19 protein-coding genes, 2 pseudogenes and 1 riboswitch are annotated in these 24,775 nt (G+C 60.0%); of the genes and pseudogenes, 11 read left to right on the forward strand and 10 right to left on the reverse strand.

The annotated features are described in order from the left end of the window. The first annotated feature begins 93 nt into the window (after window positions 1-93). Complete coding sequence (locus tag M2281_RS13640; RefSeq protein WP_280821685.1) at window positions 94-570, forward strand: hypothetical protein; 477 nt, start codon at window positions 94-96, stop codon at window positions 568-570. Then, window positions 567-1,904, forward strand: a complete 1,338-nt coding sequence (locus tag M2281_RS13645) for a GAF domain-containing protein (RefSeq protein ID WP_280821686.1) — start codon at window positions 567-569, stop codon at window positions 1,902-1,904. Before M2281_RS13640 ends, M2281_RS13645 begins: the two co-directional genes overlap by 4 nt. A 239-nt stretch (window positions 1,905-2,143) precedes the next feature. Here M2281_RS13645 and M2281_RS29135 read toward each other — a convergent pair whose 3' ends face one another. From M2281_RS29135 to M2281_RS13665, 4 genes are read right to left on the reverse strand one after another with little or no spacing between them, the layout of a single operon-like run. Continuing rightward, window positions 2,144-2,407: a helix-turn-helix domain-containing protein gene (locus M2281_RS29135; RefSeq protein WP_342394255.1), complete on the reverse strand. Its 264-nt coding sequence runs from the start codon at window positions 2,405-2,407 to the stop codon at window positions 2,144-2,146. A gap of 60 nt (window positions 2,408-2,467) precedes the next feature. Further along, a complete protein-coding gene (locus M2281_RS13655) occupies window positions 2,468-2,638 on the reverse strand; it encodes a hypothetical protein (protein ID WP_280821687.1) in 171 nt (56 codons plus the stop codon). Further along, entirely contained in the window at window positions 2,631-2,939 is a 309-nt protein-coding gene (locus M2281_RS13660) for a hypothetical protein (protein WP_280821688.1), read from the reverse strand. The genes M2281_RS13655 and M2281_RS13660 overlap by 8 nt, the downstream gene beginning before the upstream one ends. Beyond that, window positions 2,932-3,429, reverse strand: a complete 498-nt coding sequence (locus M2281_RS13665) for a MucR family transcriptional regulator (RefSeq protein WP_280821689.1) — start codon at window positions 3,427-3,429, stop codon at window positions 2,932-2,934. The genes M2281_RS13660 and M2281_RS13665 overlap by 8 nt, the downstream gene beginning before the upstream one ends. 724 nt (window positions 3,430-4,153) lie before the next feature. Here M2281_RS13665 and M2281_RS13670 point away from each other — a divergent pair. After that, window positions 4,154-5,854 (forward strand): tetratricopeptide repeat protein, encoded by a 1,701-nt coding sequence (locus M2281_RS13670; RefSeq protein WP_280821690.1) that lies wholly within the window; start codon window positions 4,154-4,156, stop codon window positions 5,852-5,854. A gap of 161 nt (window positions 5,855-6,015) precedes the next feature. Here M2281_RS13670 and M2281_RS13675 read toward each other — a convergent pair whose 3' ends face one another. From M2281_RS13675 to M2281_RS13690, 4 genes are all read right to left on the reverse strand, one after another. Next, window positions 6,016-6,609: a histidine phosphatase family protein gene (locus tag M2281_RS13675; RefSeq protein ID WP_280821691.1), complete on the reverse strand. Its 594-nt coding sequence runs from the start codon at window positions 6,607-6,609 to the stop codon at window positions 6,016-6,018. Window positions 6,610-6,748: 139 nt separating this feature from the next. Next, window positions 6,749-6,997 carry a hypothetical protein gene (locus M2281_RS13680; RefSeq protein ID WP_280821692.1) on the reverse strand — a complete coding sequence of 83 codons (249 nt, stop codon included), beginning with the start codon at window positions 6,995-6,997 and terminating at the stop codon, window positions 6,749-6,751. Then, window positions 6,988-8,118: a ribonucleotide-diphosphate reductase subunit beta gene (locus tag M2281_RS13685; RefSeq protein ID WP_280821693.1), complete on the reverse strand. Its 1,131-nt coding sequence runs from the start codon at window positions 8,116-8,118 to the stop codon at window positions 6,988-6,990. Before M2281_RS13685 ends, M2281_RS13680 begins: the two co-directional genes overlap by 10 nt. A 23-nt stretch (window positions 8,119-8,141) precedes the next feature. Beyond that, window positions 8,142-11,024 (reverse strand): ribonucleoside-diphosphate reductase subunit alpha, encoded by a 2,883-nt coding sequence (locus M2281_RS13690; RefSeq protein ID WP_280821694.1) that lies wholly within the window; start codon window positions 11,022-11,024, stop codon window positions 8,142-8,144. 104 nt (window positions 11,025-11,128) lie between these two features. Further along, a riboswitch (cobalamin riboswitch) is annotated at window positions 11,129-11,340 on the reverse strand. Between the two features lie 358 nt (window positions 11,341-11,698). Between M2281_RS13690 and M2281_RS13695 the strand changes: the two genes are divergently transcribed. The 3 genes from M2281_RS13695 (at window position 11,699) to M2281_RS13705 (ending at window position 15,345) form a co-directional block, all read left to right on the forward strand. Continuing rightward, complete coding sequence (locus tag M2281_RS13695) at window positions 11,699-12,394, forward strand: hypothetical protein (protein ID WP_280821695.1); 696 nt, start codon at window positions 11,699-11,701, stop codon at window positions 12,392-12,394. Between the two features lie 248 nt (window positions 12,395-12,642). After that, the gene (locus M2281_RS13700) at window positions 12,643-14,076 is read left to right on the forward strand and encodes a basic amino acid/polyamine antiporter (protein ID WP_280821696.1); all 1,434 of its coding nucleotides are present in this window, start codon (window positions 12,643-12,645) and stop codon (window positions 14,074-14,076) included. A gap of 15 nt (window positions 14,077-14,091) precedes the next feature. Beyond that, window positions 14,092-15,345: an arginine deiminase gene (locus M2281_RS13705; RefSeq protein WP_280821697.1), complete on the forward strand. Its 1,254-nt coding sequence runs from the start codon at window positions 14,092-14,094 to the stop codon at window positions 15,343-15,345. 75 nt (window positions 15,346-15,420) lie between these two features. On the opposite strand, the gene M2281_RS13710 is transcribed toward M2281_RS13705, so the two are convergent. Then, window positions 15,421-16,749 carry a hemolysin family protein gene (locus M2281_RS13710; RefSeq protein WP_280821698.1) on the reverse strand — a complete coding sequence of 443 codons (1,329 nt, stop codon included), beginning with the start codon at window positions 16,747-16,749 and terminating at the stop codon, window positions 15,421-15,423. Between the two features lie 270 nt (window positions 16,750-17,019). Between M2281_RS13710 and M2281_RS13715 the strand changes: the two genes are divergently transcribed. The 4 genes and pseudogenes from M2281_RS13715 (at window position 17,020) to M2281_RS13730 (ending at window position 23,267) form a co-directional block, all read left to right on the forward strand. Next, window positions 17,020-19,842: a xanthine dehydrogenase family protein molybdopterin-binding subunit gene (locus M2281_RS13715; RefSeq protein WP_280821699.1), complete on the forward strand. Its 2,823-nt coding sequence runs from the start codon at window positions 17,020-17,022 to the stop codon at window positions 19,840-19,842. Beyond that, complete coding sequence (locus M2281_RS13720; protein ID WP_280821700.1) at window positions 19,839-20,384, forward strand: (2Fe-2S)-binding protein; 546 nt, start codon at window positions 19,839-19,841, stop codon at window positions 20,382-20,384. The genes M2281_RS13715 and M2281_RS13720 overlap by 4 nt, the downstream gene beginning before the upstream one ends. 5 nt (window positions 20,385-20,389) lie before the next feature. Then, window positions 20,390-21,682, forward strand: a complete 1,293-nt coding sequence (locus M2281_RS13725) for a c-type cytochrome (RefSeq protein WP_280821701.1) — start codon at window positions 20,390-20,392, stop codon at window positions 21,680-21,682. A 191-nt stretch (window positions 21,683-21,873) separates the two neighbouring features. Continuing rightward, window positions 21,874-23,267 (forward strand): annotated as a pseudogene (locus M2281_RS13730) (ISNCY family transposase). Here M2281_RS13730 and M2281_RS13735 read toward each other — a convergent pair. Further along, window positions 23,254-23,991 carry a hypothetical protein gene (locus M2281_RS13735; protein ID WP_280821702.1) on the reverse strand — a complete coding sequence of 246 codons (738 nt, stop codon included), beginning with the start codon at window positions 23,989-23,991 and terminating at the stop codon, window positions 23,254-23,256. The pseudogene M2281_RS13730 and the gene M2281_RS13735 sit on opposite strands and share 14 nt — an antisense overlap. A 313-nt stretch (window positions 23,992-24,304) precedes the next feature. Between M2281_RS13735 and M2281_RS13740 the strand changes: the two are divergent. Then, a pseudogene (locus tag M2281_RS13740) lies at window positions 24,305-24,736 on the forward strand (transposase); the annotation flags it as partial. Window positions 24,737-24,775: the final 39 nt, after the last annotated feature.

Raw genomic sequence — 24,775 nt, forward strand, 5'->3', positions numbered from 1 at the left:
TAAAGCGCCCACATATCTTCCTAAAATCTTGCTAAACGACTCTTCCACTTCCTAAAAATTTGCTATTCATGGGTGGATACTCTGGAGAATGCGATGATAGGCGCGGATGTCGCTGCATTCATCGAAAGCCCGGTCATGATACTGGTGTCGACGCGCAACCACGCGCATCGGGCCTTCATTGCGCGCGGCTCAGGCGCCCGCTTCGACCGGCGACGCGGACACATTGACGTGCTTATGTGCCGGGGCCAGTGGTCCGATGTAGCTGGCAATGCGGCAAGGGGCGCTCCCATAGCGGTCACCGTCGTGCGTCCAAGCGACTATCGCGCCTTCCAGGTGAAAGGGGTGATCGAGGAGATCGCTTCGGCGTCCGAGGAGGAACAGCAGCGCGCGAGCGCCTATGTGGCGCGCATGTTGGAGATCTTGGCGGAGTTGGGTGTCACGAAGGTCCAGCTTTCGCACACGCTGACCGACAAGGACCTCGTCCGGATCAGTTTCCTGCCTACCGATCTGTTCGTGCAAACGCCCGGCCCGGATGCGGGTCAGCGTTTGGAGCAGGCGAGCCAACGATGATCCGGCTCAGCGATATTCGCGACAGTTTCGAGGGCGTCATTCCGTCGGTGATCGCGACCACGGACGCGGATGGCATACCCAACATCTCCTATCTCTCGCACGTCCACTACATCGACGAACGGCATGTCGCGCTGTCCAATCAGTTTTTCTCCAAAACCGCAGCCAATGTCCGCCATCGTGGTGTGGCGACGGTGATGGTGGTCGACGGGCGGACCGGGCAGCAGCATATTCTCGACCTGCGTTTCGTGAGGTCGGTCGGGGATGGGGAACTTTTCGAACGCGTGGCGTCGCATCTTGCCGTGATGAGCGTTTCTCAGGGCATGGGCGACGTGATGAAGCTACGCAGCCTCGACATGTACGAAGTTGAGGACTGTCGGCCGATCATACCGGTCGAATCGCTCGCCGAGCCGGAAGAGACGGAGCGACCGCGCGATCGCCTCTACGCGGCAGGGCAGCTTTGTGCGGCCATCGCCCAACAGAGTGATGCAGAAGCCATGTTCGATTGCGCGCTGGAGGGGCTGCAGGCGCGGTTCGGCTTCGCCAATGCGGTGGTGCTCGTGCCGGATGAGGAGGGCAGGAAGCTGAGCACGATCGCAAGCCGCGGCTATCCGGCCTTCGGGTTCGGCTCTGAGGCGACAGTGGGGGAGGGTACTATCGGCACGGCCGCAGCGATGCGTCGCCCGTTGCGTATCAGCGACATGCGGCGTGGTCAGCGATACGCTTCGGCAGTGCGCGCCGAGGTTATGCGTAGCGGGCCGGACCACATCCCGCTCCCGTCCCTTGCACAGCCGCGCAGCCAGATGGCGGTGCCAATGTTGAGCCGGGGAAGATTGCTTGGCGTGCTGTTCGTTGAATCGGAAAAAAGCTACGCGTTCAGCCACCGCGACGAAGAGGCGCTGTCGCTTGTCGCCAGCCAACTCGCGACAAGCCTGTTGCTGGCGGAACGGGACAGGTCGGAAGGCTGGGCGGTGCCCGCCAGCCACCAGCCATTGCCGGCTCTGGCGGCGCGGTGCATTCGGGTGCGGTACTTTCCACTCGATGGCAGCATTTTCGTGGACGGCGAGTATGTCATCCGTGGCCTGCCCGGGCGGCTGCTGCATCATTTCCTATCTGCCTTTTTCCAAACTGGGCGCACTGATTTTTTCAATCGCGAGATTCGTCGCGATGGCTCTCTTCAGCTGCCCGATTTCAAGGACAACCTGGAAACGCGCCTCATTCTCCTGCGTCGACGTCTGGAAGAGCGGGGCGGACCGATCCGGCTCTCAAGGCCAGAACGAGGACAAATCCGCCTAGAATGCGACGGCTTTCCGGAGATCGAGATCGCGACTGGCTAAAACCCACCATTGCCTGCCGGCTTCGGAGGCGGGGTAGTACAGCAAGAAGTGGTTCATTCCAGATGCGCCGCGGATGGCAATCAGGGAGGTCCGGCGCACCCGCGACGAAAGCTACATCCAGCCTGTCGGCGCGAACGTGCATAATGATCTCGCGCGCCGTGCCCTCGATGATCTCGATGGCACGGACGAATAGCCGCTACAGTATCGCACAAGCAGATCGTCAAGAAAGCTACCGGGGGTCAAGACATGGACGCCGGCGCGAATCCGCCCCTGACCGCCTCGCGCCAGCCGTCGTCACGGCATGTTCGAGCTTGCCAATGCCGGCGGCTACACCCTCGACAAAATGCCGGGCCGGCCCCGGTCGGGCCGCGCGCATGGCGTTCAAACAGGAGAATTCCAAGCTCACTCTCGAGCGCCTTGATCCGTGCGCTGACGCTCGACTGGCTGACGCCGAGCGCTGCGGCCGCATGGCGAAAATTCAGATACTCGGCGACGGCCGACATCTGGATCAGCGATGCGAGGGGATGCGCGACCCGAGGAGCTGAGGCCTATTGCTGAAGGGGTCATCTTTTTCTCGTCGTCGACGCATCATCTTCCAAACCTTTCAGCGCCGGTTTCAATTCTCCACAGATATCACCCCACAGATTGCGGCTGCCTAACATGGACGAGACGAACCTTCGTCCAATCCATCCATCCAGATCGTCGAGTTTGATCCGGGGAAAATCGTCACGCATGACACGCCTCATCCTCGTTTTCACATCCATCGCAAGTCACTCTACGCCGCCCTCCGCGCTCTCGGCCGTGATGGGATCCGCAAGACATGCAGGTCGACAACGACTGCGTGATAAAGCCCTGCAGCATTCTGTTCAGACGCTGCATCTGCGGCGGCGAGAGGCGGTCGTCATCACATCGCACGTGCAGCCAGCCGCGGTCGCCAGTCAGTTCGATGACGGCGACCCCGGGAAAATCGCGCTCGACAGCGGTGCGCAGAGTGGAGACGAGAGTGAGCCAGCCGCTCGGAATTCTGTCAGTCATCGGTCAGCTTTCCTCGGCGGCCGCGAGGGGATAATTTGTTCCCTGGCTTTGTATCACTGTTCTTAGAGGGGGCAGGTTTACGACCTAAGCGCAATTGCTTGGCAAGCTGCGAACGCTTCGCCGAGTAGCTGGGCGCAACCATTGGGTAGTCTGCCGACAGACTCCATTTGGCGCGATATTGGTCCGGAGTCATATTGTGTTGGGTCATCAAGTGGCGCTTGAGCGACACAAATTGCAGACCATCCTCGAGGCAAATGATATAGTCGTTGTGGACTGAACGTCTTGGGTCTACTGCGGGCTTTTGTGGCTTCCTTGGCGGTTCTTCTGGCACGCCGAGCTTCTCAAGCGCAGCATGCACACTGGCAATCAATTTGGCTAACTCACCAGCCGGCACAGCATTGCTAGAAACGTATGCCAATACAATTTGTGCCATGAGGTCGATATTGTTATTGTCGTCTATGTAATATTGAAGTTCATCTTCGCTGTTCATCAACAAGATCCTAAGATGCTCTCTCTATTCTGCGTGAAGGTAAGTCCCTTGTTTAACGACTGGAGCAGGAGGAGAGCAGGTCTCGGTTCGTCAGCAGCAGCCATTGACCGGCATCTTTACGCCCAGCGGCATGTCATCGAACGCTGCTTCCCTAGGCTCGAGCAGTTCCTCGTGCGCATCTATGGTATTTCTGCAATAGTACCCGGTAGGGGAACCTGAAGTTGTTTGGAATGACCCGGTAGCGTGAGAGCACGACGGCACTCTACTGTCCGCAAGGGATAATCAGGTCGGCAGGTTTACGAGTTAGGAACAATGAAGCGACCTAGAATGCTATCCTGATCCCTGTGTTTGCCGCAAAATTTCTGGGTAAATGTTCCCCAATCCGCTGTCGATCAACACGTTTCCCCGCCCCGCCATAAGTGACGCGTGCCCCTTCCGTCTCTGATCAGGAAGGGGCACGCGCCCACGCGCATCCGGTCCACTTGGGTTGCATTAGTGGCCAGTCGCGCGTCCCCCAATCGCGTGTTCGTGGTTACCTTGATCAAAATCAATGCGATCCAACACGCACTGATGTGAATACTGACGCGCGCCGAATGTGTCCTGAGAACGCAATGAAAATATTCTGAAATTTTTCTGAGAATTGTCCCCTGACTATGGGAGTTCGCGTTTTTACAGGAAAGATGGCGTAAGAAGAATGAGTTTGGCGCATCTCGGGAAAGGAGCCTTGGCGTTGCGCTTTGCTGGATTTGAACTCGATCAGCAACGTGCGGAATTGCGCAGCCCGAATGGCGGCGCGATCCGGCTGCGGCCAAAGACCTTCGATCTGCTGCAGGTGCTTGCGAGCCACCCAGGACGAGTGCTCAGCAAGAACGAGCTGATGGCGATGGTGTGGCCGAACGTACATGTCGGCGAGGACAACCTGTTCCAATGTATCCGCGAGATTCGTACCGCTCTTGGTGATGACAAGCGCCAGCTGATCAGGGTTGTTTCCGGCCGCGGCTACGTGTTCGAAGCCGAGAGATTGGATGAGACGGACTCGGCCACGCGGAAAGATGTTGCTGCCAGACCGCCTGCGAGCACAGGGGTATGTCCGGCACCTGCGCCGGCACCAGGAAGCAGCCCTGCAAATAATCGTCTGGGCATTTTCGTGCGACGCCACATCGCGGCCATAGCCGTAACGCTGGTTGCTCTGGCAGGGATAGCGATCATAGCAGCTACATTCTTCTCGCGCACCATGCCAACGCCCCCACTAACGGTCGTGGCCGTGATGCCTATAAAATCCCTGGGCGAAGACCCCTTGCCCGCTCAGATGGCGGCAACCGTCACCAGCCAGCTCGTCGACGGGCTGACAAAAATCGGGACCATCCGTGTGATGTTCCCCGCATCGCCTGCTCAGGCGGCCGACTTCGTGGTGAGTGGTGAACTGGAGAAGACGCCGCAAGCATGGAATTTGCAAGCCCACATGAGCGAAGCGGCAACCGGCATTGTCAGGTGGGCCGTATCGCGTTCGATCGACCTGACCGAGACAGATGTGCAACTCCAGCAGACCCGACTGACCGCAGGCATAGGCCATGAACTGGCCCTGCGCATCAATGCTCTTGAGAGCGCCGGCACGCGCGCAATTGATAACTTCTCGCTGGCCGCCAACGCGCAGGTTGCAATAGAGCAGGCCACAGCCTCGATCAACCGGACAACGCCCGAACGTTTTCGCGAGGCGCAGGTGATGCTTGAAAAAGCCCTCGCCACCGATCCCGGCAATATCGATCTGCAAGTTGAACTCGCGGCCTTTCGACTGCGCTGGATTGAGATAGCTGGGGCTCCCCCGGATGCTTCCGATGCGGTCGTCGTGGCAGATGCCAGCGCAGCGCTTGAGAGCGCGCTGCGGGCAAAACCCAATTTTATCCCGGCGCTCGAAGCCTATTGTCGGCTTCTGTCGACCACCAATCAGTTTATTGAAAGCTTGTTGGTTTGCGGCAAGGCGCTCAGTCAGGATCCATGGGATGGAGTCGCGCTTAACCTAGTTGGAATCTCGCAAGTTCACCTTGGACGCTTCGATGATGCGCTTGCGACATTCACGCGGGCAGATCAGTTCGATACGCCGCGTGCGACCGGTTGGAGATGGACGATCGGAGCAGGCTGGACCTGTCTGCTTATGGGCCGTGCCGAAGACGCCTTGGTGTGGCTGCAACGCTCCATCGCGATCAACCCTCCAAGTGGGCGAGCGCATATGCTGCTCGCCGCCGCCTATCAGCAATTGGGGCGAACCGACGAGGCCAGGGCCGCCATGACGAAAGGGCTGGAACTGAGACCGGGCGCGACCGCGCGGAACATCCTGCCACCCATCAGGAGTGACAACTCCGACTATCTCAGGGCTTCCGAACGGCTGACGATGCTTATGGTCGCGGCCGGATTGCCTGAAAACTGAACCAACGCAGCACGGTTGATAGCTTTTCTGTGGTTGACCGTGTTGTCACGGTAACCACCTGTTCGGTCCCGTTGCGATAGACGCACGCGCATGAACACCTCGCCCACCCGGGCAAGTACGCGTCCGTCTACACCGCTTCATGAGCTGCGGGTCAGAATTCGTTAGTCGGGAGATCCCTTCAGGTCTAGCGACGGCAATCCATGCGCGCGCAAGACCCACCGTCGACCGTCGCAGCGCAGATCGGTGATGGAGAGCGGCGTCGTATCGATCCTCCAGTATGCCGTCAGCGGCGCTGCAAGAACGTTGAGGATGGCGGCCCGAACCACAGCGGGATGCGTGACCGCGATCACGTGCCCGGATTCCGCGCGCATCTCGTCGAGGAAAGCACCCGTCCTCTCCGCGACGCCAGCGATCGATTCACCCCCTGCGGGGGCATAGTTCGGATCGGTCAGCCATGCAGCGAGCGCCTCGGGTTCGTCCTTCTCGATCTCGGCAAGTGTCTTGCCTGCCCAGATGCCATAGTCCTGGTCCCGCAGGTCTTCATGTATCGTCGCAGCGAGCCCGAGGATCTCGGCGGTCTGACGCGCTCTCAAGGCGTGGCTGCAAAGCGATCGGTCGGGTTCCGCCAGATCATGCCTGAGCGCATGCGCCAATCTTTTGGAACGCTCTTCGAGCCCTTCGTCGCTCGGAAATCCGTGCTTGCGCGTGCCCTGAGTGATCCCGCTGCAGATCAGCGTCAGCCTCATCGCTCTCATGTCTGACGTCCCCCTTGTGCTTTGCCGGCCAGTTGCGGGTGCCCTGTTGTCTAGCTGTGTCTCGCTGACAGGAATAGGCCGCCGCACTACGGTTTTTAGCGGGATCGGGCGGTGATGCCGATGATGAGCACCTTTCGCTTCATTGGAGCCTCCTCGGACCCGAAGCTGCCTTCAACACGAGGCTGAACTCGACGAACAACTCTTTCAACCGACGAGGGCCCTGATGCTCTCCCCGATATCCGTCCAACCGGCGAATTTCGGTGTTGGCGGCATCCATGAGATTGGTGCCGTCGGGCTGTGCGACAAGCCAGGACAGGAACACCTCTTCCGGCTGAGGAAGAGGGGAGGGGCACCGCGCCGCGCGCTGACGTTCGACGCTCAGTCCCATGCCAGTGCACCACCGTTCTGGTATTCGATGACCCGGGTCTCGAAGAAGTTCTTCTCCTTCTTGAGGTCCATCGCCTCGGACATCCAGGGAAAAGGATTCTCGGCTTCGGCGAAAACCGGCGTGAGACCCAGCTGCGCACAGCGGCGGTTGGCGATGAAGTGCATGTACTGCTCGCACAGCGCCGCATTGAGGCCGAGGAAGCCGCGCGGCATCGTATCCCGGCCGTAGGCGGCCTCCAGTTCAGCCGCATTCGCGATCATGCCACGCACCTCGTCCTGGAACGCGCCGGTCCAGAGGTGCGGGTTTTCCAACTTGATCTGGTTGATGACGTCGATGCCGAAGTTCAGGTGGATCGACTCGTCGCGCAATATGTACTGGTACTGCTCGGCAATCCCGACCATCTTGTTACGGCGGCCGAGCGACAGGATCTGCGCAAAGCCGGTGTAGAACCACATGCCCTCAAAGATGACGTAGAAGGCGACAAGGTCGCGTAGGAAAGCTTGGTCGGCCTCCGGCGTGCCGGTGCGGAAGTCGGGATTGTCGAGGTTTTGCGTGTGCTTCAGCGCCCAGGCTGCCTTGTCGGTGATCGACGGCACCTCGCGATACATGTTGAACAGCTCACCCTCGTCCAGCGCCAGGCTTTCCACGATGTACTGGAAGGTGTGCGTATGGATCGCTTCCTCGAAGGCTTGGCGCAGCAGATACTGGCGGCATTCGGGGTTGGTCAGGTGGCGGTAGATGGCGAGCACTATATTGTTCGCCACCAGGCTTTCCGAGGCGGCGAAGAAGCCGAGATTGCGCTTGATCATGCGGCGTTCGTCTTCGGTCAGCCCATCCTTGGACTTCCACAGCGCGATATCTGCCTGCATGGAGACTTCGGTCGGCATCCAGTGGTTGTTGCAGCCGGAAAGGTACTTTTCCCAGGCCCAGCGGTACTTGAGCGGCAGCAGCTGGTTAACGTCTGCGCGCGCATTGATCATGCGCTTGTCGTCGACGGAGACACGCGCGCCGCCGCGTTCGATCTCGCCGAGGCCGGTGGCGTCGGCGGCGGGAGCCGCCGCGCCGTGGGTGGGATTAAGCGCAATTGCGGGAGTGGTTTTCGGTTCGGACCAGTCGAGCATGTTTTTGCCTCCTTCTTCTCTACTCACTGGCACGCTTCGCAATCGGGATCGTCGATGGCGCAGGCCTTGCCCCAGGCCTGACCCGGATCGACCACGATCGGCGCGGCCGCGATGGTTGCCGGCGAGACCGCATTGAGCTTGCCGTCCGTGCCCTTTAGCGTCGACTTCTCGACATGCGTGGCCGAGCGCGAACGCAGGTAGTAGGTGGTTTTCAGCCCCTTGCGCCAAGCCAGCCGGTAAAGTTCATCGAGCTTTCTGCCGCTCGGATTGGCGATGTAGAGGTTGAGCGACTGCGCCTGGTCGATCCATTTTTGCCTGCGTGATGCTGCATCGATCAGCCAGCTGGAATCGATCTCGAAAGCCGTGGCGTAGAGAGCCTTGAGGTCGTCCGGGATGCGGTCTATCTGGCCGACCGATCCGTCGAAATATTTGAGATCCGAGACCATCACCTCGTCCCAAAGACCTCGCGCCTTGAGATCGTGCACGAGTTGCGCGTTCACCACCGTGAAGTCGCCGGACATATTCGATTTGACGAAGAGGTTCTGGTAGGCCGGCTCGATCGACTGCGACACGCCGCAGATGTTGGATATGGTTGCGGTCGGCGCGATCGCCATAGTGTTGGAATTGCGCATGCCGGTCTTCTTCACGCGCTTGCGCAAGGCATCCCAGTCGAGCGTTGAAGCACCGTCCATCTGGACACCTGGACGCGCGTCTTCAAGCAGCTTGATGGAGTCGATCGGCAGGATGCCCTTCGACCAGAGAGAGCCTTCGAAGCTGGCATAGCGACCACGTTCGGCGGCGAGATCGACGGAAGCCGAAATGGCATGATAGCTGATCGCTTCCATGCTGCGGTCGGCGAATTCCAGCGCAGCCTCCGAGGCGTAAGCGATGCGCAATGCCTGCAGCGCGTCCTGGAAGCCCATGATGCCGAGGCCGACCGGACGGTGGCGCAGATTGGAGCGCCGAGCCTCGGGGATCGTGTAGAAGTTGATGTCGATGACATTGTCCAGCATGCGCATGGCCGTGCCGACAGTCTTGGCCAGCCGGTCGAGGTCGAGCCCCTTCTCGGTCAGGTGATTGACCAGATTAACGGAGCCGAGATTGCACACTGCCACTTCGTCCTTCGACGTGTTCAGCGTGATTTCGGTGCACAGGTTGGACGAATGCACGACGCCGATATGGCCCTGGGGCGAGCGGATGTTGCACGGGTCCTTGAAGGTGACCCAGGGGTGCCCGGTCTCGAACAGCATGGTCAGCATCTTGCGCCACAGGTCGACTGCGCGGACTTTACGGAAGACCTTCAAGCCACCCGTCGCGGCCTTCGCCTCATAGGCCTCATAGGCCGTCTTGAACGCAGTCCCGTAGAGATCGTGCAGGTCCGCCGCCTCGTCGGGCGAGAACAGCGTCCATTCGCCGTCGGCTTCCACACGCTCCATGAACAGGTCCGGTACCCAGTTGGCCGTGTTCATATCGTGGGTGCGGCGGCGGTCGTCGCCCGTGTTCTTCCTCAGGTCGAGGAATTCTTCGATGTCGACATGCCAGGTTTCCAGATAGGCGCAGACCGCACCCTTGCGCTTGCCACCCTGGTTGACGGCAATCGCCGTGTCGTTCGCAACCTTGAGGAAGGGCACCACGCCCTGGCTCTCGCCGTTGGTGCCCTTGATGTGGGCGCCGAGGCCGCGCACCGGCGTCCAGTCATTGCCAAGCCCGCCGGAATATTTGGCCAGCAGGGCATTGTCCTTGATCGCCTTGAAGATGCCTTCGAGATCGTCGGAGACCGTGGTGAGGAAGCAGGAGGAAAGCTGCGGCCTAAGCGTGCCCGAGTTGAACAGCGTCGGCGTCGAGGCCATGAAGTCGAAGGACGAGAGGAGATCGTAGAACTCGATGGCGCGGGCCTCGCGATCTATCTCGCGCACCGCCAATCCCATCGCGACCCGCATGAAGAAGGTCTGAGGCAGCTCGAAGCGCTTGCCACGCGTCTGCAGGAAATAGCGGTCGTAGAGCGTCTGCAGGCCGAGATACTGGAATTGCAGGTCGCGCCCGGGCTTCAACGCTGCGCCGAGCTTTTCGAGATCGAAGCGACCGAGTTCGGGGTCGATCAAATCGGCCTCGATACCGGTGCGGATGAACTCGGGGAAATAGGACGCATAGCGCTGCGCCATCTGTGCCTGCGTCGCCTGTTCGGGCCGGCCGAAGACAAAGGTCAGCGCCTCGCGCCGCAGCCGGTCGAGCAGCAGCCGGGCCGAGACGAAGGCGTACTTCGGCTCCTGCTCGACCAGAGTGCGCGCGGCGAGAATAGGTGCCAAAGATAGCTCGTCCAAGGTAATGCCGTCGTAAACGTTGCGCTTCGCCTCGATTAGGATCGGCGCCGCCGCGACATCGCTCAGGCCTTCGCAAGCTTCGTTCACGATCCTAGCAAGACGGGCCTCATCAAGCGGCACGAGGCTCCCGTCATCCATTTTCACGTTCAGCGCAGAAATCGTGCGCTTTGAATCCGTTGCTTCGGCTGAGGTCCGCTCTCGTGCACGCTCCTCACGATAGAGAACATAAGCACGCGCCACCTTGTGATGTTCCCCGCGCATGAGCGCGAGTTCCACCTGATCCTGCACGGCTTCGATGTGGAAGGTGCGGCCTTCGCCGACGCGGCGCGTCAGATTGGACACAATCTGCTCAGTCAGCCCCTCGACAAGGTCGTGAACACGCCGCGAGCCAGCCGCCACAGAACCCTCGACCGCGAGAAACGCCTTGGTCAGCGCGACGGCGATCTTCGTCGCATCGAACGGCGTCACCGAACCGTTCCTGCGGATGACGCGGTATCCGGGCTCGGTCGCTACGCGTTCTTCGTCTTTAAGAGGGATGGGACCCTGAAGTGTCCCGTTCGTATGGAGTGCAGTGGTGGCCGACATCTTTTCCCCGCGGCGTTGAGAGCGGGGGCGACCGGAAACGCATGCCGAACGCGACCATGCAAGGCGCGAACGAGTCAAGCGCACCGCCAGGACACCCCGCCCAAGTTTCGTGCATCGTCAGGGCAGGTCTCCTGGCTCACGGATCATCGCCGCTGTCTGGCCTTCCCGGCGCCCAAGCACCAGTGACACATAAGCGACAGCGACTCGCCGTTTACAGTTGCGGGGGCAGCGCCGGCTTTCCTTGTACAGGGCACCGGCTTCCCTCTTAGCTCCCGAGCCGAACCGACTCGGAAGAACCATGACGCTATATTTGGTAGCTCCGTGAACAATTAGCGTCAAGAATTAGATGGTCGATCATTTTATGTATCAACCGTCGCGTTCATAGATTCCTCGCTTGCACCGAGGCAGCCATTCGTGCGGTGCCTAGACTCGACTGGGAATTTCGCTTTGCTTTCCGGCTAATGAGCAATCGCCACCTCATCGCCCAGCCTCGGTTTCGCGGTCGGAGGTCACTTCGACGTGAGGGCCCTAGAAAACGTCCGGTTCCGTGGAATTTTTCCGCCCGCTTTGCGTTTATCTGGGAGGTCCGATTGAGGCCCAACCCCCACGATCATCGCATCGAGGTCCATTCCCCTACGATCATCGCAGGCCTTGAGCTCCACGGACGACTTTCCTTGGAGAAGACAATGAGACACACTCTCTCAACACTCGCATTCTCAGGGTTGCTGGGCATTGCAGCCCTCTACAGCGCCCCCGCTTTTGCCGAGAGCATCCCCGGCGCCGTTCCCGACATTGCTCCGACGGTCAATGCGGCCGGCGAGGCCTCCCATTCGCTTTCCGCAAAGCCCACTGCAGACGGCCAGATCTGGAATTTGTCCTGCACCACGGCAGCCTGCCAAGGTAAGTTTGAGTCGGCCGTCCTGGTGCGCAAACCTGGTGATCCTGGCGGCGGCGTGCAGCTCGTTCGCGGTGGTGGCGGCGGTCACGGGATGGGCGGCGGCGGCTTCATGATGCATGGCGGCGGCGGCTTTGGCGGCTTCCATGGCGGTGGTGGCTTTGGTGGCTTCCCTGGCGGCGGCTTTGGAGGCTTCCATGGCATGGGGGGCTTTCACGGCATGGGTGGCGGCTTCCCTGGCATGGGCGGCTTACGCGGGTTCGACCGTGGCTTCCATGGCATGGGTGGCTTTCACGGAATGGGCGACTTCCACGGTCGTCGCTTTATTCATGGACGCCGGTTCCGCAACAACAACTTCTTCTTTGACAACGATGGCGGCGCCTTCTTTGGCTTCGGCCTGCCGTTAGGGTATTCGTACTGCGATCCCTACTACTACAACTATTATGGCGTCTGTTATCCGGGGTATGGGTATTAATCGCGGGGCGGCGTCAGCTTGCCCAAATTCGAGAGGACGGCTGCCGCATGACGGTCGGCCGCGCCAGGCATTTGCCCGCCATCTTCTCCTGAGGTGACGGGCATTTCTGAACGTGGGCTCTATATTCGGCGCCCGCCCGGTGAGGAACGACGTCTCACCCGGCGGCCTCGCGAGCATGAAACCAAATCGTGCACGTCGCGTTTCCTGCCATCTCTACGTGAAGCGGTGGGAACAGCGTCGAGGTCATAATGGCTTCCAACGGCACCCAAAAACTGTCGCTGTTGGCACTTACGGGCATGGTTGTCGGATCGATGGTTGGGGCGGGTATATTCTCTCTGCCGCGAACCTTCGGTACTGCGACTGGACCTTTTGGTGCCCTCATCGCCTGGGCCATTGCCGGGACAGGCATGTATATGTTGGCGCGGGTCTTTCAAGCCCTGGCCGAACGCAAGCCTGACCTTGATGCCGGCGTCTACGCCTATGCCAAAGCGGGATTTGGCGATTATACGGGCTTCCTGTCGGCCTTCGGCTACTGGATCGGCAGTTGCATAGGCAACGTCTCTTACTGGGTGCTAATCAAGTCTACCCTGGGACGTTTCTTTCCTGTCTTTGGTGACGGCAATACTCCGATCGCCATAATCGCCGCATCTATCGGCATCTGGCTGTTTCACTTCATGATATTAAGAGGCGTGAGGCAGGCAGCCTCAATCAACACCGTGGTCACGATTGCCAAGATTGTGCCAATCGTGGTCTTCATTTTGTTGCTTGCGGTCGCTTTCAAGGTCGACCTCTTTCGAGCCAATTTCTGGGGCGGCGAAGGTATGCCCGAAGCCAGCCTTTTCCATCAGGTGCGAGCAACGATGCTGGTGACCGTCTTCGTTTTCCTCGGCATCGAAGGCGCAAGCATGTATTCCCGATATGCGGCGAAGAGGTCCGATATCGGAACGGCTACCATCCTCGGCTTCGTGGGCGTCACTGGCCTGATGGTGTTGGTGACGCTTTTGCCCTATGCGGTGCTGCCGCGGGTCGAGATTGCCGGCATGGGCCAACCTTCCATGGCCGGCGTACTGGCTGCCACCGTCGGACACTGGGGCGCCGTCTTCATCAGTGCCGGCGTCATCATCTCTGTGCTAGGCGCCTATCTCGCCTGGTCGCTGATTTGCGCTGAAGTGTTGTTCGTCGCAAGCAAGACCGATGACATGCCCCGGATATTTGCGACCGAAAACCGCAACAAAGTTCCCGCAGCCGCTCTCTGGCTGACCAATATCGTCGTCCAGCTCTTCGTCATCAGCACCTATTGGTCTCAGGACGCCTTCGCCTTGATGCTGAACCTGACCAGTGCGATGTCGCTGATCCCATATTTCCTGGTTGCCGCTTATGGCGTGCTGATCGCTCGACGTGGCGAGAGCTACGAGGTCAGACCTCAGGATCGCAAGCGCGATCTGCTCATAGCCGGCATTGCAAGCGCGTATACGATTTTCATGATCCTGGCAGGCGGCTTGAAGTTCGTTCTGCTTGCCGCACTGCTCTACGCACCGGGCACTGCCCTCTATTTCTGGGTGCGCCGCGAACAGGGCAAGAGGATGTTCGATACAACCATGGAGCGGATTTTGTTCCTCGCCGCGGTTGCCGGCGCGGTGGTGGCACTGGTCGGACTGGTGAGTGGATACATATCCATCTAAAAGCGGAGGTCCCGCATGTCTGCTGCAAATTCCTCTAAGGTCCTGGGCGTCCATTCCGAGGTCGGTCAATTGCGGAAGGTCATGGTCTGCGCGCCAGGCCGTGCCCATCAGCGCCTGACCCCAAGCAATTGCGATGCCCTTTTGTTCGACGACGTGCTGTGGGTCGAAGTCGCCAAGCGCGACCATTTCGACTTCATGACCAAGATGCGTGATCGCGGAATCGAGGTCGTCGAGATGCACAATCTGCTCACCGAGACGGTTGCGATTGCCGAAGCCAGGAAATGGATCCTCGACAACCAGGTCGTTCCGAACCAGATCGGTCTGGGCCTTCTCAACGAAGTTCGCTCCTACCTTGAAGGCCTGCCGAACCGTGAACTGGCCGAAACACTGATCGGCGGGCTTTCGACCTATGAATTTCCCGAGCGTATAGGCGGCGAGCAACTGGCGTTGATCCGCGATGCGGCTGGCGTCAACGAATATCTGCTGCCTCCGCTACCCAACACGCTCTACACCCGAGATACGACCTGCTGGATCTATGGCGGGGTCACGCTCAATGCGCTGTACTGGCCCGCGCGGCACGAGGAGACCATCCTCGCGACCGCGATCTACAAGTTCCATCCGGACTTCGCCGGCAAGGTCAACGTCTGGTGGGGTGATCCGACCAAGGACTGGGGGCTCGCAACCTTCGAGGGGGGCGACGTCATGCCGATCGGGAAGGGCAACGTCCTCATTGGCATGAGCGAGCGCACCTCGCGACAGGCGATCAGTCAGGTTGCTGCTGTTCTTTTCGAAAAGCGCGCCGCCGAGCGGGTCATCGTTGCAGCGATGCCAAAACTACGCGCCGCAATGCATCTCGACACGGTGTTTACTTTCGCCGATCGCGACTGCGTGCTGATCTATCCGGATATCGTGAACGGCATCGACGCCTTCTCCTACCGCCCAGACGGCAAGGGTGGCGTCGAACTTCACAAGGACAAGAGCAACTTCATAGAAACGGTGCGTGACGCACTGGGCCAGAAGAAGCTGCGCGTGGTCGAAACCGGCGGCAATGACTATACGCGCGAGCGAACGCAATGGGACAGCGGCGCCAACCTGGTTTGCGCCTCGCCGGGTGTGGTCTACGCATATGATCGCAACACGTACGCCAACACTTTGTTGCGCAAAGCGGGTATCGAAGTCATCACTATTGCGGGTGCGGAGCTCGGCCGCGGCCGTGGAGGCGGCCACTGCATGACATGCCCGATCATCCGGGATCCAGTAGAATTCTAGAGCCGGCAAAGTGAACATTAGGGAATGGGTCACGGCGTCGGCATCTCCACATATCACCGAACGCCGGACCATGCTTCAAGCGGCTGTCAAACCCTGTACGAGCAGCTTGTCGATCCGCCTCCCATCCATGTCGATGATCTCGAACCGCCAGCCATGGTGATCAAAGCCCTCGCCGACTTCAGGAATATGTCCAAGCTGGGACAGAGCAAAGCCCGCGATTGTATGGAAGTCGTCATCGGGTCCTGCACGCAGGCTGAGCCGATTGAAAGCGTCGTGGACCGGCATCATGCCATCGATCAACAAGGAACCATCGTCTCGTTCGACGATGTCGGGCTCTTCGCCTTCCTCGTCCGGCAGGTCGCCCGCAATGGCTTCGAGAAGGTCCGTCTGCGTGACGATGCCTTCAAGGCTGCCATACTCGTCAACCACGATCGCCAGGCGTACCGGAGCCTTCTTGAACCGATCTAGCACTCGAAAGATTGGCATGGCCTCATGCAGTAGAAGGGGCTCTCTCATGACTGCCAACGGGTCGAGGGGCTTTCCATCGAGATGCTGATCGAGAAGATCCTTCTTGAAGATCATGCCGATCGGGGCGTCGATATCACCGCGTCCAACCAGTAGCTGTTCGTGCCGACACTTGCGAACCGTTCGTAGAATTTCCTCCTGTGGATCGTCGGCATCAATCCAGTCGATATCGCGCCGCGGCGTCATGATGTCGGAAATACGCCGGTCGCCGATCGTCAGCACACGATCGACGACTTCCTGCTGCGCATGCTGCAGCAAACCGGCCTCCTGGCTGGCTGCCACGAGCAGCTTCAGTTCGGCCGGCGAATGCAGCGCATCTTCACCGCTGCCCGGGCGTAGACCGCAGAGACGCAAGACCAGATTACCGAGCCCGTTGAGCATCACGATTGCCGGGCGGAGCAAGAACAAAAAGAGTCCCAGTGGCCGGACAATCCAGAGAGCGGTACCTTCACTGCGCTGGAGTGCCAGGCTTTTGGGGGCAAGCTCGCCGAGCACGATATGCAGTGCCGTGATGATGACAAAGGATATCGCGATCGCGATCGTGTGTGCGCTCACCGTGGCCACGGTTGCCGGCAGCGCGCTTAGAAGCGGTTCGATCAGATGCGCGAGGGCCGGCTCACCGATCCAGCCCAGTGCAAGCGACGAGATCGTGATGCCAAGCTGCGTGGCGGCGAGATTGGCGTCGAGATTATCGACTGCCCGCTGAAGCACATTGGCATTCATCCGGCCCGCGGCGACGAGCTCAGCGACACGACTGCGGCGAACCGCCACAAGTGAAAATTCTGCTGCAACGAAGAACCCGTTTGCCGCAACGAGAACAAGGACCGACAGGATTCCGAGTATGTCGGTCCAACTGCTACTGCCATCGCCGGGGGGCATGATCTCCTCTCAATGTATCTGCGCGTAAGATTCGCACTGTTGATACAACAATTGTGGCTGCCTGCAGACCATTGGCGAACTACTTTTTTGCGCTTGGACGAACCCCTAGCAGCCGTGTCCTTACTTGACGTCCTCGGTCAGGCCCACGCGGCCGACCAACGATAGGCGTCGACGACATCAGGCGCTGGTGCAACTGAATGTGAATTGAATCGTTTAATGCCCAGGCGGCGCCAAGGCATTGGCGGGCTGCTGCCACGCGGGAGTAAGACGATGAACGCGAGGTTTTCTCGCAGGGATTTCCTGAAGGCGAGTATCGCCGCAGGGGTCGCGATCAAGGTGTCTTTCCTTTTGCCCTCCGCGCGTGCCCAGCTGATCGAAACACCGCCCCTTCCAGGACCCGACTGGCTCAATGCCGACGGCAAACCGAGATACCGCCTGGACGCCATCGCCAAGGTCACCGGCCAGAAGACTTTCAGCCGCGACTATCGGGCGAGCGATCTCCCCGGCTGGCCAAAGGAGCAGTCGCACGCCTTTCTCATCCACGCCACGAAAGCGGACCAGGTTTTCGAAGGCATCGACCTCAGCATACTCGGAGACGACCTGAAGCCCGATCGGGTTCTATTGCATGAAGACCTGGTCGCTGACGGGATCGTTATCCCGGTCCTCGGCTTCTATGGTGACGTGTTCCTGGTGCCGAAGGGGCAGACAGCACGGTTACTCGGCCAGCCGGTGGCGCTGCTCATCTATCGCGACTTCGCCCGCTTCGATGCGGCCAAGCGCCTGGTGCGTTTCAACGACAGTGTTGTGCGTTACGGAGAAAAGGCGCCCTACAGCCATCCCGCCAACTATGGCGCTGCCCGCTATGTGCGCATCGGCGGCAGCGATCCGAGTGCCGAGGACCTCTATTCGCCGCTGAAGGATGCCGTGATCTATGGCGGCTTTTCCGGCAACGAGCCGACCTGGCCGGCCGCAGGGGAGGGCGATCCGGTCGCGCGCGGCATGGCCGCAGCCGATGAAATCAAGAAGGAAATCGATGGCGCCGGCGATGCGCTCGTGCTTCGGCGCAGCTATTTTTCGCAATCGGTAGATGCATCGGCCATGGAAGCGGACAATGGCAACGTCTGGTATGACCCGTCCAGCGGAACGCTGCATGCGATGATCGCCACGCAGTCGCCCTACGAAGTGGCCGAAGTCACGGCGATACTGGTCTCGAAATCGAAATTTCCGCTCAAGAATGTCGACCTCAAGGTCGGCTATACCGTCGGCTACGGCACCAAGGACCATGCGATCTTGCCGTTCTACTGCGTCGTGGCGGGGCTTTATGGCGATGGCCGGCCGGTCCGGCTTGCCAATGATCGCTACGAGCAGTTCCAGCTGGGATTGAAACGCCACGCCTTCTGGATGGACAACACGCTGGTCATCGACCGCGCAACCGGCCAGTTCCGCGCCATGACCGGCCACTTCAAGAACGATGGCGGTGGTCGGGCCAACTACTCGTTCTCCGTTGCTATGGTGGGCGCCACGGCGGCGCAATCGATCTACTATTTGCCCAAGAGCGATTTCTCGGCCGCTGCCTTGGCGTCAAGGGCAGTCGATGCCGGCTCGACCCGCGGCTACGGCACTTTGCAGTCCATGTCGGCGACCGAGATGATGGTTGACGAAGCAGCCGAGCTGCTCGGCGTGGATGCTATCGACCTCAGGCTTAAGAACGTCCTCAAGTCGGGCATGAAGAATTCGCAAGGCGCGATCCCTGCCGGCGCCCTGCGCAACGAGGAGATTTTGCGGAAAGCGAGCCAGCACCCGCTGTGGGTTCAGCGCACTGAGAAGAAGGCAAGCTTCGATGCCGCCAATCCCGGCAAGAAATACGGGGTCGGCTTTGGTCATGTGCACAAGGACTACGGGACTGGCGCCGAAGCTGCTCTCGCAACGGTCGAGTTCGATGCCAAGGGTCGCATCAGGCTTGCCCACGTCGCGCACGAGATCGGCACGGGCACCACAACCTCGCAGGCGATCATGGTCGGCGACATTCTCGGCCGGGTGCCGGACGAAACCGAATATGGCAAGGTCCTGTGGCCGCAAATGCCGCTCGAATCCACGGACGAGCCATATACGCTTTCCCAGGCCGACGAAGACCAGCGCAAGCAGAACCCGCGCTGGACGCCGCGCATCACTTCGCCGATGAGCGCCACCAACAGCGTTTACTATCTCGGCCACGCAACGCGCGAAGCCGCGCGCGCACTGGTCGAACTGTCGATCTGGCCGGCGGCGCAGTCGGTCTGGTCGCGCGGGATCGGCGGCGGCGCGCTCGCGCCCTACAGCGTGCGGCCTGACGAGCTTAGTCTCGCAAACGGTATCGTAAATGCCGGCGGCATGCCGTCCCTATCCCTTGCCGATGTGGCGGCGGAGGCGCATCGCCTTGGGCTCATAACTGGGGTTACGGTCCACACCTTCAACCGTTGGCAATGGACGGAAGCCGAATTCGACATACCGGGGGTAGGGCACCGGAAGATGGCGATTGATGCGCTTGCCCTGAAATATGGCGACGGCGCACCCGCCGACAAAAAGGCGCTGATGACGCTGGATGGATGGCAATTCCTGAACCGCGCCGCCGTTACCTATCCGCCCGTCCAGCGCAACAATGCGGGCGTCACCTACTATGCGCCGATGGCAACGTTTGCCGAGATCCTCGTCGACATAGGAACGGGCGAGGTGACGCTGCTTTCGCACCACTCGATCACCGAATGTGGAACGCAGGTGGTGCCAGAACTCGTGTCGGGACAAATCCAGGGCGGTATCGCCATGGGTATCGGCCATGCCCTGAAGGAGTATCTGCCGCTCTATGAGGACGGTCCCGGCGACGGCACCTGGAACTGGAACCGCTACGAGCTTCCGCGCGCGCGGGATGTGGCCGTCTGGTCGCAGACTGCCGAGGTCCTGCCGCCGCTTTCGAGCACCGACGCGCCCAAAGGCCTGGCCGAAGTGGTCATGATAGCCATCGTGCCGGCAATCGCGAACGCGATCACCCACGCCATCGGCAAGCGCTTCTACGAACTGCCAATCACCCCTGAGAAAATACGGGAGGCGCTGACATGACGCTCGCCTCGAAGAAACTGTCCTTAACCGTCAACGACAAGACCATCGACGCGATGGACGTGCCGGAAACCATGATGATGCTGGATTTCCTGCATGAATATCTCAACCTCACCGGCGCGCGCATGGGCTGCGGGCAGGGCATTTGCAACGCCTGCAGCGTGGTGGTCGAGCATGACGACGGCACGCTTCAGGAGGCGCGCACCTGCATCACTGGCGCGCATTGGTTTGCCGGCAAGAAAGTGCGAACGGTCGAAGGCCATGCCAAGCGTGATGCCTCCGGCGCCATCGTCGGGCTGTCGCCGGTTCAGCAGGCCTTCATCGAGCATTTTGCGTTCCAGTGCGGCTATTGCACGCCCGGCTTCGCCACCGGCGCGACCGTTCTCATGGATCAGTTGAAGCGCAATCCGGTCGCGCGGGCCGACCTCGAAAAGACCATTACCGACGCGTTGAACAAGCATATCTGTCGCTGCACGGGCTACGTCCGATATTACGAGGCGGTCCGTGATCTCGCCTTGAACACTCCCGGTCTGGTGAAAGCCTGAACGCCATGAAAATACGGACGCTGCTCTGGATCGGGGTTGGAATTATCGGATGTCTCGCCCTGTTTGCACTCGGCGTCTTTGCCGGCCTTTTCGAGAGAACCGCAGTGGCCAAGGATATCGATCAGCCGCTGTCGGCGGACCAGATGAAGACATTGGCCAAAAGGGGCGCCTATGTCGCCGTGGCCGCTGATTGCTATGCGTGCCATACCGCCAAGGACGGCGCACCATGGGCGGGCGGCTTTGCGTTCGAGACCCCGTTCGGCACCATTTATTCGACCAACATTTCTCCGGACAAGGAGCACGGCATCGGCAATTGGACCCGCGCCGAATTCCACCGGGCGATGCGCGACGGGATAGGCAAGGGCGGCGTCCATCTCTATCCGGCCATGCCTTACGAATCCTATCGCAAGATGACTCCGGAAGACGTGGATGCGGTCTACGCCTACCTTATGAGCCGCGAGCCGATGAATGTGGAAAACAAGAAGAACGATCTGCGGTTTCCCTTCAACATCCGGCAAGTCCTGACCTTCTGGAATTTCGTAAACCTTCCGGGCGGTACGCTGGCTTCCGATCCGGCTCGCTCGGAAACTTGGAACCGCGGACGCTATCTGGTCGACGCGCTCGCCCATTGCGGCGATTGCCATACGCCCCGCAATCTGATGCAGGGGATGAAGCAGAGCGAATATCTCCAGGGTTCGGTGCTGGAGGGCGTTCTTGCGCCCGACATCACCAAGGAGGGGCTCGCGCAGATGGGCTTCGACCCGCATATTCTGTCTGTCTTCATGAAGTCTGGCCTGTCTGCTCAAGGAGCGATGACAGGCCAGATGTTCGACGTGGTCCATTTTTCGACGCAATACATGACTGACGACGATCTTGCGGCGCTGTCGGCCTACCTGTTCGACTTGGATGGCTTGCCGAAGCAATCCACCCCGCCGGCGCCTCCCAAGCCGGTCGAGGTTGCACACGACCTCGCGGAATCCGCACGCGGCACCTACCTCAACCTGTGCTCGGGTTGCCATGGCGTGGATGGCGAGGGGATCCCGCATGTGGTGGTGCCGCTGGCCACCAATGCCTCGCTTCGGCTCGCCAGCCCGCGCAACCTGGTCCATGCCGTGCTCCACGGCATTCCCGCCCAGCATTTTCCGGGGCTCGAGCGCATGCAATCGATGCCCGCCTTCAAGGATGAGCTCAACAACCAACAGCTTGCTGACCTGGCCAACTGGATGCGAGCAGTATGGGGCGGCAAACAGCCAGACGTGAAACCCGAAGACGTCGATCAGGTACGACGTGGGGATTGACTAGCAAATTCAGAGGAAATGAAATCGGCTCATTGAGCGAAAGCACCGAGCTGCCCCACCGTGGCACGACTATAAGTTCCATAAGCTATGTTATGCGACTTTTGGATGTAGCCGCAAAGTTAAAGTGTCCTGATCCTGCAAAGTAAGAATGTCACTCTCCCCGCGTTTTGATGACGTGGGAGAGATTGCGGATGGGACTGATTGCGATGAGCGAGCGCGACCTACAGCGGATTGAGGTTTTGTCGAGGGTCGTCGACGACCGGATGACGATCGTTTCGGCGGCGCATGTGCTGGGCTTAAGCACGCGCCAGGTTCGCCGGCTCTTGGAGCGGATCCGGACGGATGGTGCTGCATCGATCCGGCACAGAGCGATCGACCGACCGTCGAACAACCGGATCAGCGACGGCGTGCGCGACTATGCTGTAGCGATCGTGCGCGAGCGCTATACGGATTTCGGTCCGACGCTGGCCGCCGAGAAGCTGGCCGAGCGCGACGGCCTGACGGTGTCGCGCGAGACCTTGCGCAAATGGATGGCGGAGGCTGGACTGTGGCTGTCGCGCAAGCAGCGCCGCTGCGCCGAGAAGCCTATGGCGAGCTGGTGCAGATCGACGGTTCCGAGCATCGCTGGTTCGAGGATCGCGGTGCCCCATGTTCGCTGCTGGTGTTCATCGACGATGCGACCGGCAAGCTGATGCAGTTGCGCTTCGTACGCTCGGAAAGTGCGTTTACGTATTTCGAGGCGCTGGAGCTCTATCTCAAGGCGCATGGTGCTCCGGTCGCCTTCTATTCCGACAAGCATTCGGTGTTCCGGGTGGCGAAGAAAGACGCCAAGGGCGGCCAGGGCATGACCCAGTTCGGGCGTGCGCTTTCAGAGCTAAACATCGAGATTCTTTGCGCAAACTCGAGCCAGGCGAAGGGCCGAGTTGAGCGGATGAACCGGACGCTACAGGATCGGTTGATTAAGGATCTGCGCTTGGCGGGCATCTGCGGCATGGATGACGGCAACGCTTTCCTGCCTCGGTTCATGGAGCGCTATAACCGGCAGTTTGCCATTCCCCCTGCCCGCCCTGATGATCTGCATCGGTCGCTGAATCTTGCCCCGGATCGGCTGCGCGACGTCCTGTGCAAACGTGAGCAGCGTTATGTCGGCGCGCAACTGACGTTTTCGTTCGAGCGCCAGCGGATCATGCTGGAAGAGAACGAGGTGACGCGTGGGCTGGTCGGCTGCTATGTCGAGACCTACGCTTTTGCCGACGGCCGGCTCGACGTGCGCTGGAAGGGCCATTCCCTGCCCTACCGGGTGTTCGACAAGGATCAGCAGCGGGTGACGCATGCGGCGATCACCGAGAACAAGCGGCTTTCCGATGTGCTAGCCTATATCAAGGAGCGGCAGGATCAGTCGCCGTCGCCGAGGGTCAAGACCAACAGCGACAAGAACGGCTACACGCCGCGGGGTCGCAAGCCGGGCAAACGGACGGATTTCATCAACGATCCGGCCATGATCGCCCGACGTCATCAGGCGCTTTCCCAGCAACGTGCGGTGGAGCTAGGACAACCCTACCCGGCACAGTTCAATGGAGATTGAGTTCGGCTTGCATGTCGGAGTCCAGCTTTAAACAGGCAGCCCACAACGGTGTCTTGTGGTAGGTTCCATCCTGCCAAATGGTCAGTCCCTCGCGCTCTTCGTGCAGCAATCCCAGCCAGCACAGCGGGCGAATGATATCGTAGCGGAGCGCCGACCTTTCCGCCCAGGCTTCGACAGTCATTTCTGCTGGCGCCGGGTACGACTCGCTCGGGAACAGCTCGTTCACCAAGTCGTTCGGCGAACAACCCGTTTTTGCTTTCATATTGATAAGATTGAGAAAGACGTGCCACCAACGCATCCGATCACGGACAGCCGCCTGCGTCTGCCCGTGATGGATATAAGCATAAAGATAATCCGTCGCGATCAGATCGAAGAAGGCCTGCGGTCGCGCCAGAAAGTCTCGGCCGCGTTGGGTTGGTAGCAGTACGTCTTTTCGCCGCCGCAGAAGCCGTAAGTGCTTGAGCATGTCACGGACTGCCAAAAGCGGCGGCATGTCGGCTTCGTTGAGAACCTTGTTGACGCTGTATAGGTCGTCCGACGTGTGGCCGGGCCAATCGAAGTGAACAGCGGCCCAGTCCACGAACTTGCGGTTCATCGCCCCCGATGCGGTCAGACCGATGCCTCCTTGGCTATCGGCGTAGGAAACAGTCATGGCCATGCCGCGAACCAGCGGCGATAGGGCCAGTACATCGACGTCGGCAAGCAGCTCAATTTGTGGAAGCATTAGGTGATCCTGGCAGAACCAACCGGAGTGTCGATCCGATTCAGATCATTCCCCAGGAGCGCGAAGATTGAAACCCTCAAAGCTAACGCCGATGGGTGCCCTTCACCCGCCCCGATCTGCCCTTGCAACCCGGACCAGCCGGTCAGATCGGGGCTGGTCGTCGTGCCGAGTGGCGGACCAAAGGGACATTTTGACTTTGCGCCAGCGCGGACAGTTCAACCTGGCCGCCACATTGGATATTGGTGGGTGGGTTCAAGGATGAAGTGCGACTTGCGAATGATACCAATGGGTTATCACTCGCAAGGAAGATGCAATGAGACGCACCTACTCGCATATTGATCTGGATGAACGGCGCAAGATCACGCGTTGGCGGATGGCTGGTCTGAGTGTTGAGATTATCGCCGAGAAGCTCGGCCGGCATCGTTCGACGATCTTTCGTGAGATCAAACGCAATATGTTCATCGACGCGGTCGTTCCGGATATCACCGGCTACTACTGCGTGGCGGCGCATGGCATGGCCTGCGAGCGGCGCGCCAAACTACGAAAGCTCGCGCGCTTCTCGCATGTCCGCCAGTCGGTGATCGACCGGATCATGCATGGTTATGTGATCTCACTGGTCGAGCGGGTTAGTCGCTTTGCCATCTTCCTGCGCAACAACGATAGGCAGTCCCGGCCCGTTATGGACGGCCTCGTGCAGGCGCTACAGGCCCTACCCCATCTTGCCCGCCGCTCCATTACCTTCGATCACACGATATCCACCAACTTGTTCGCAAGTTTGGGCCTT

The organism is Pseudaminobacter soli (ex Li et al. 2025), assembly GCF_029892515.1.
In the GTDB taxonomy this organism is placed as follows: domain Bacteria; phylum Pseudomonadota; class Alphaproteobacteria; order Rhizobiales; family Rhizobiaceae; genus Pseudaminobacter; species Pseudaminobacter soli_A.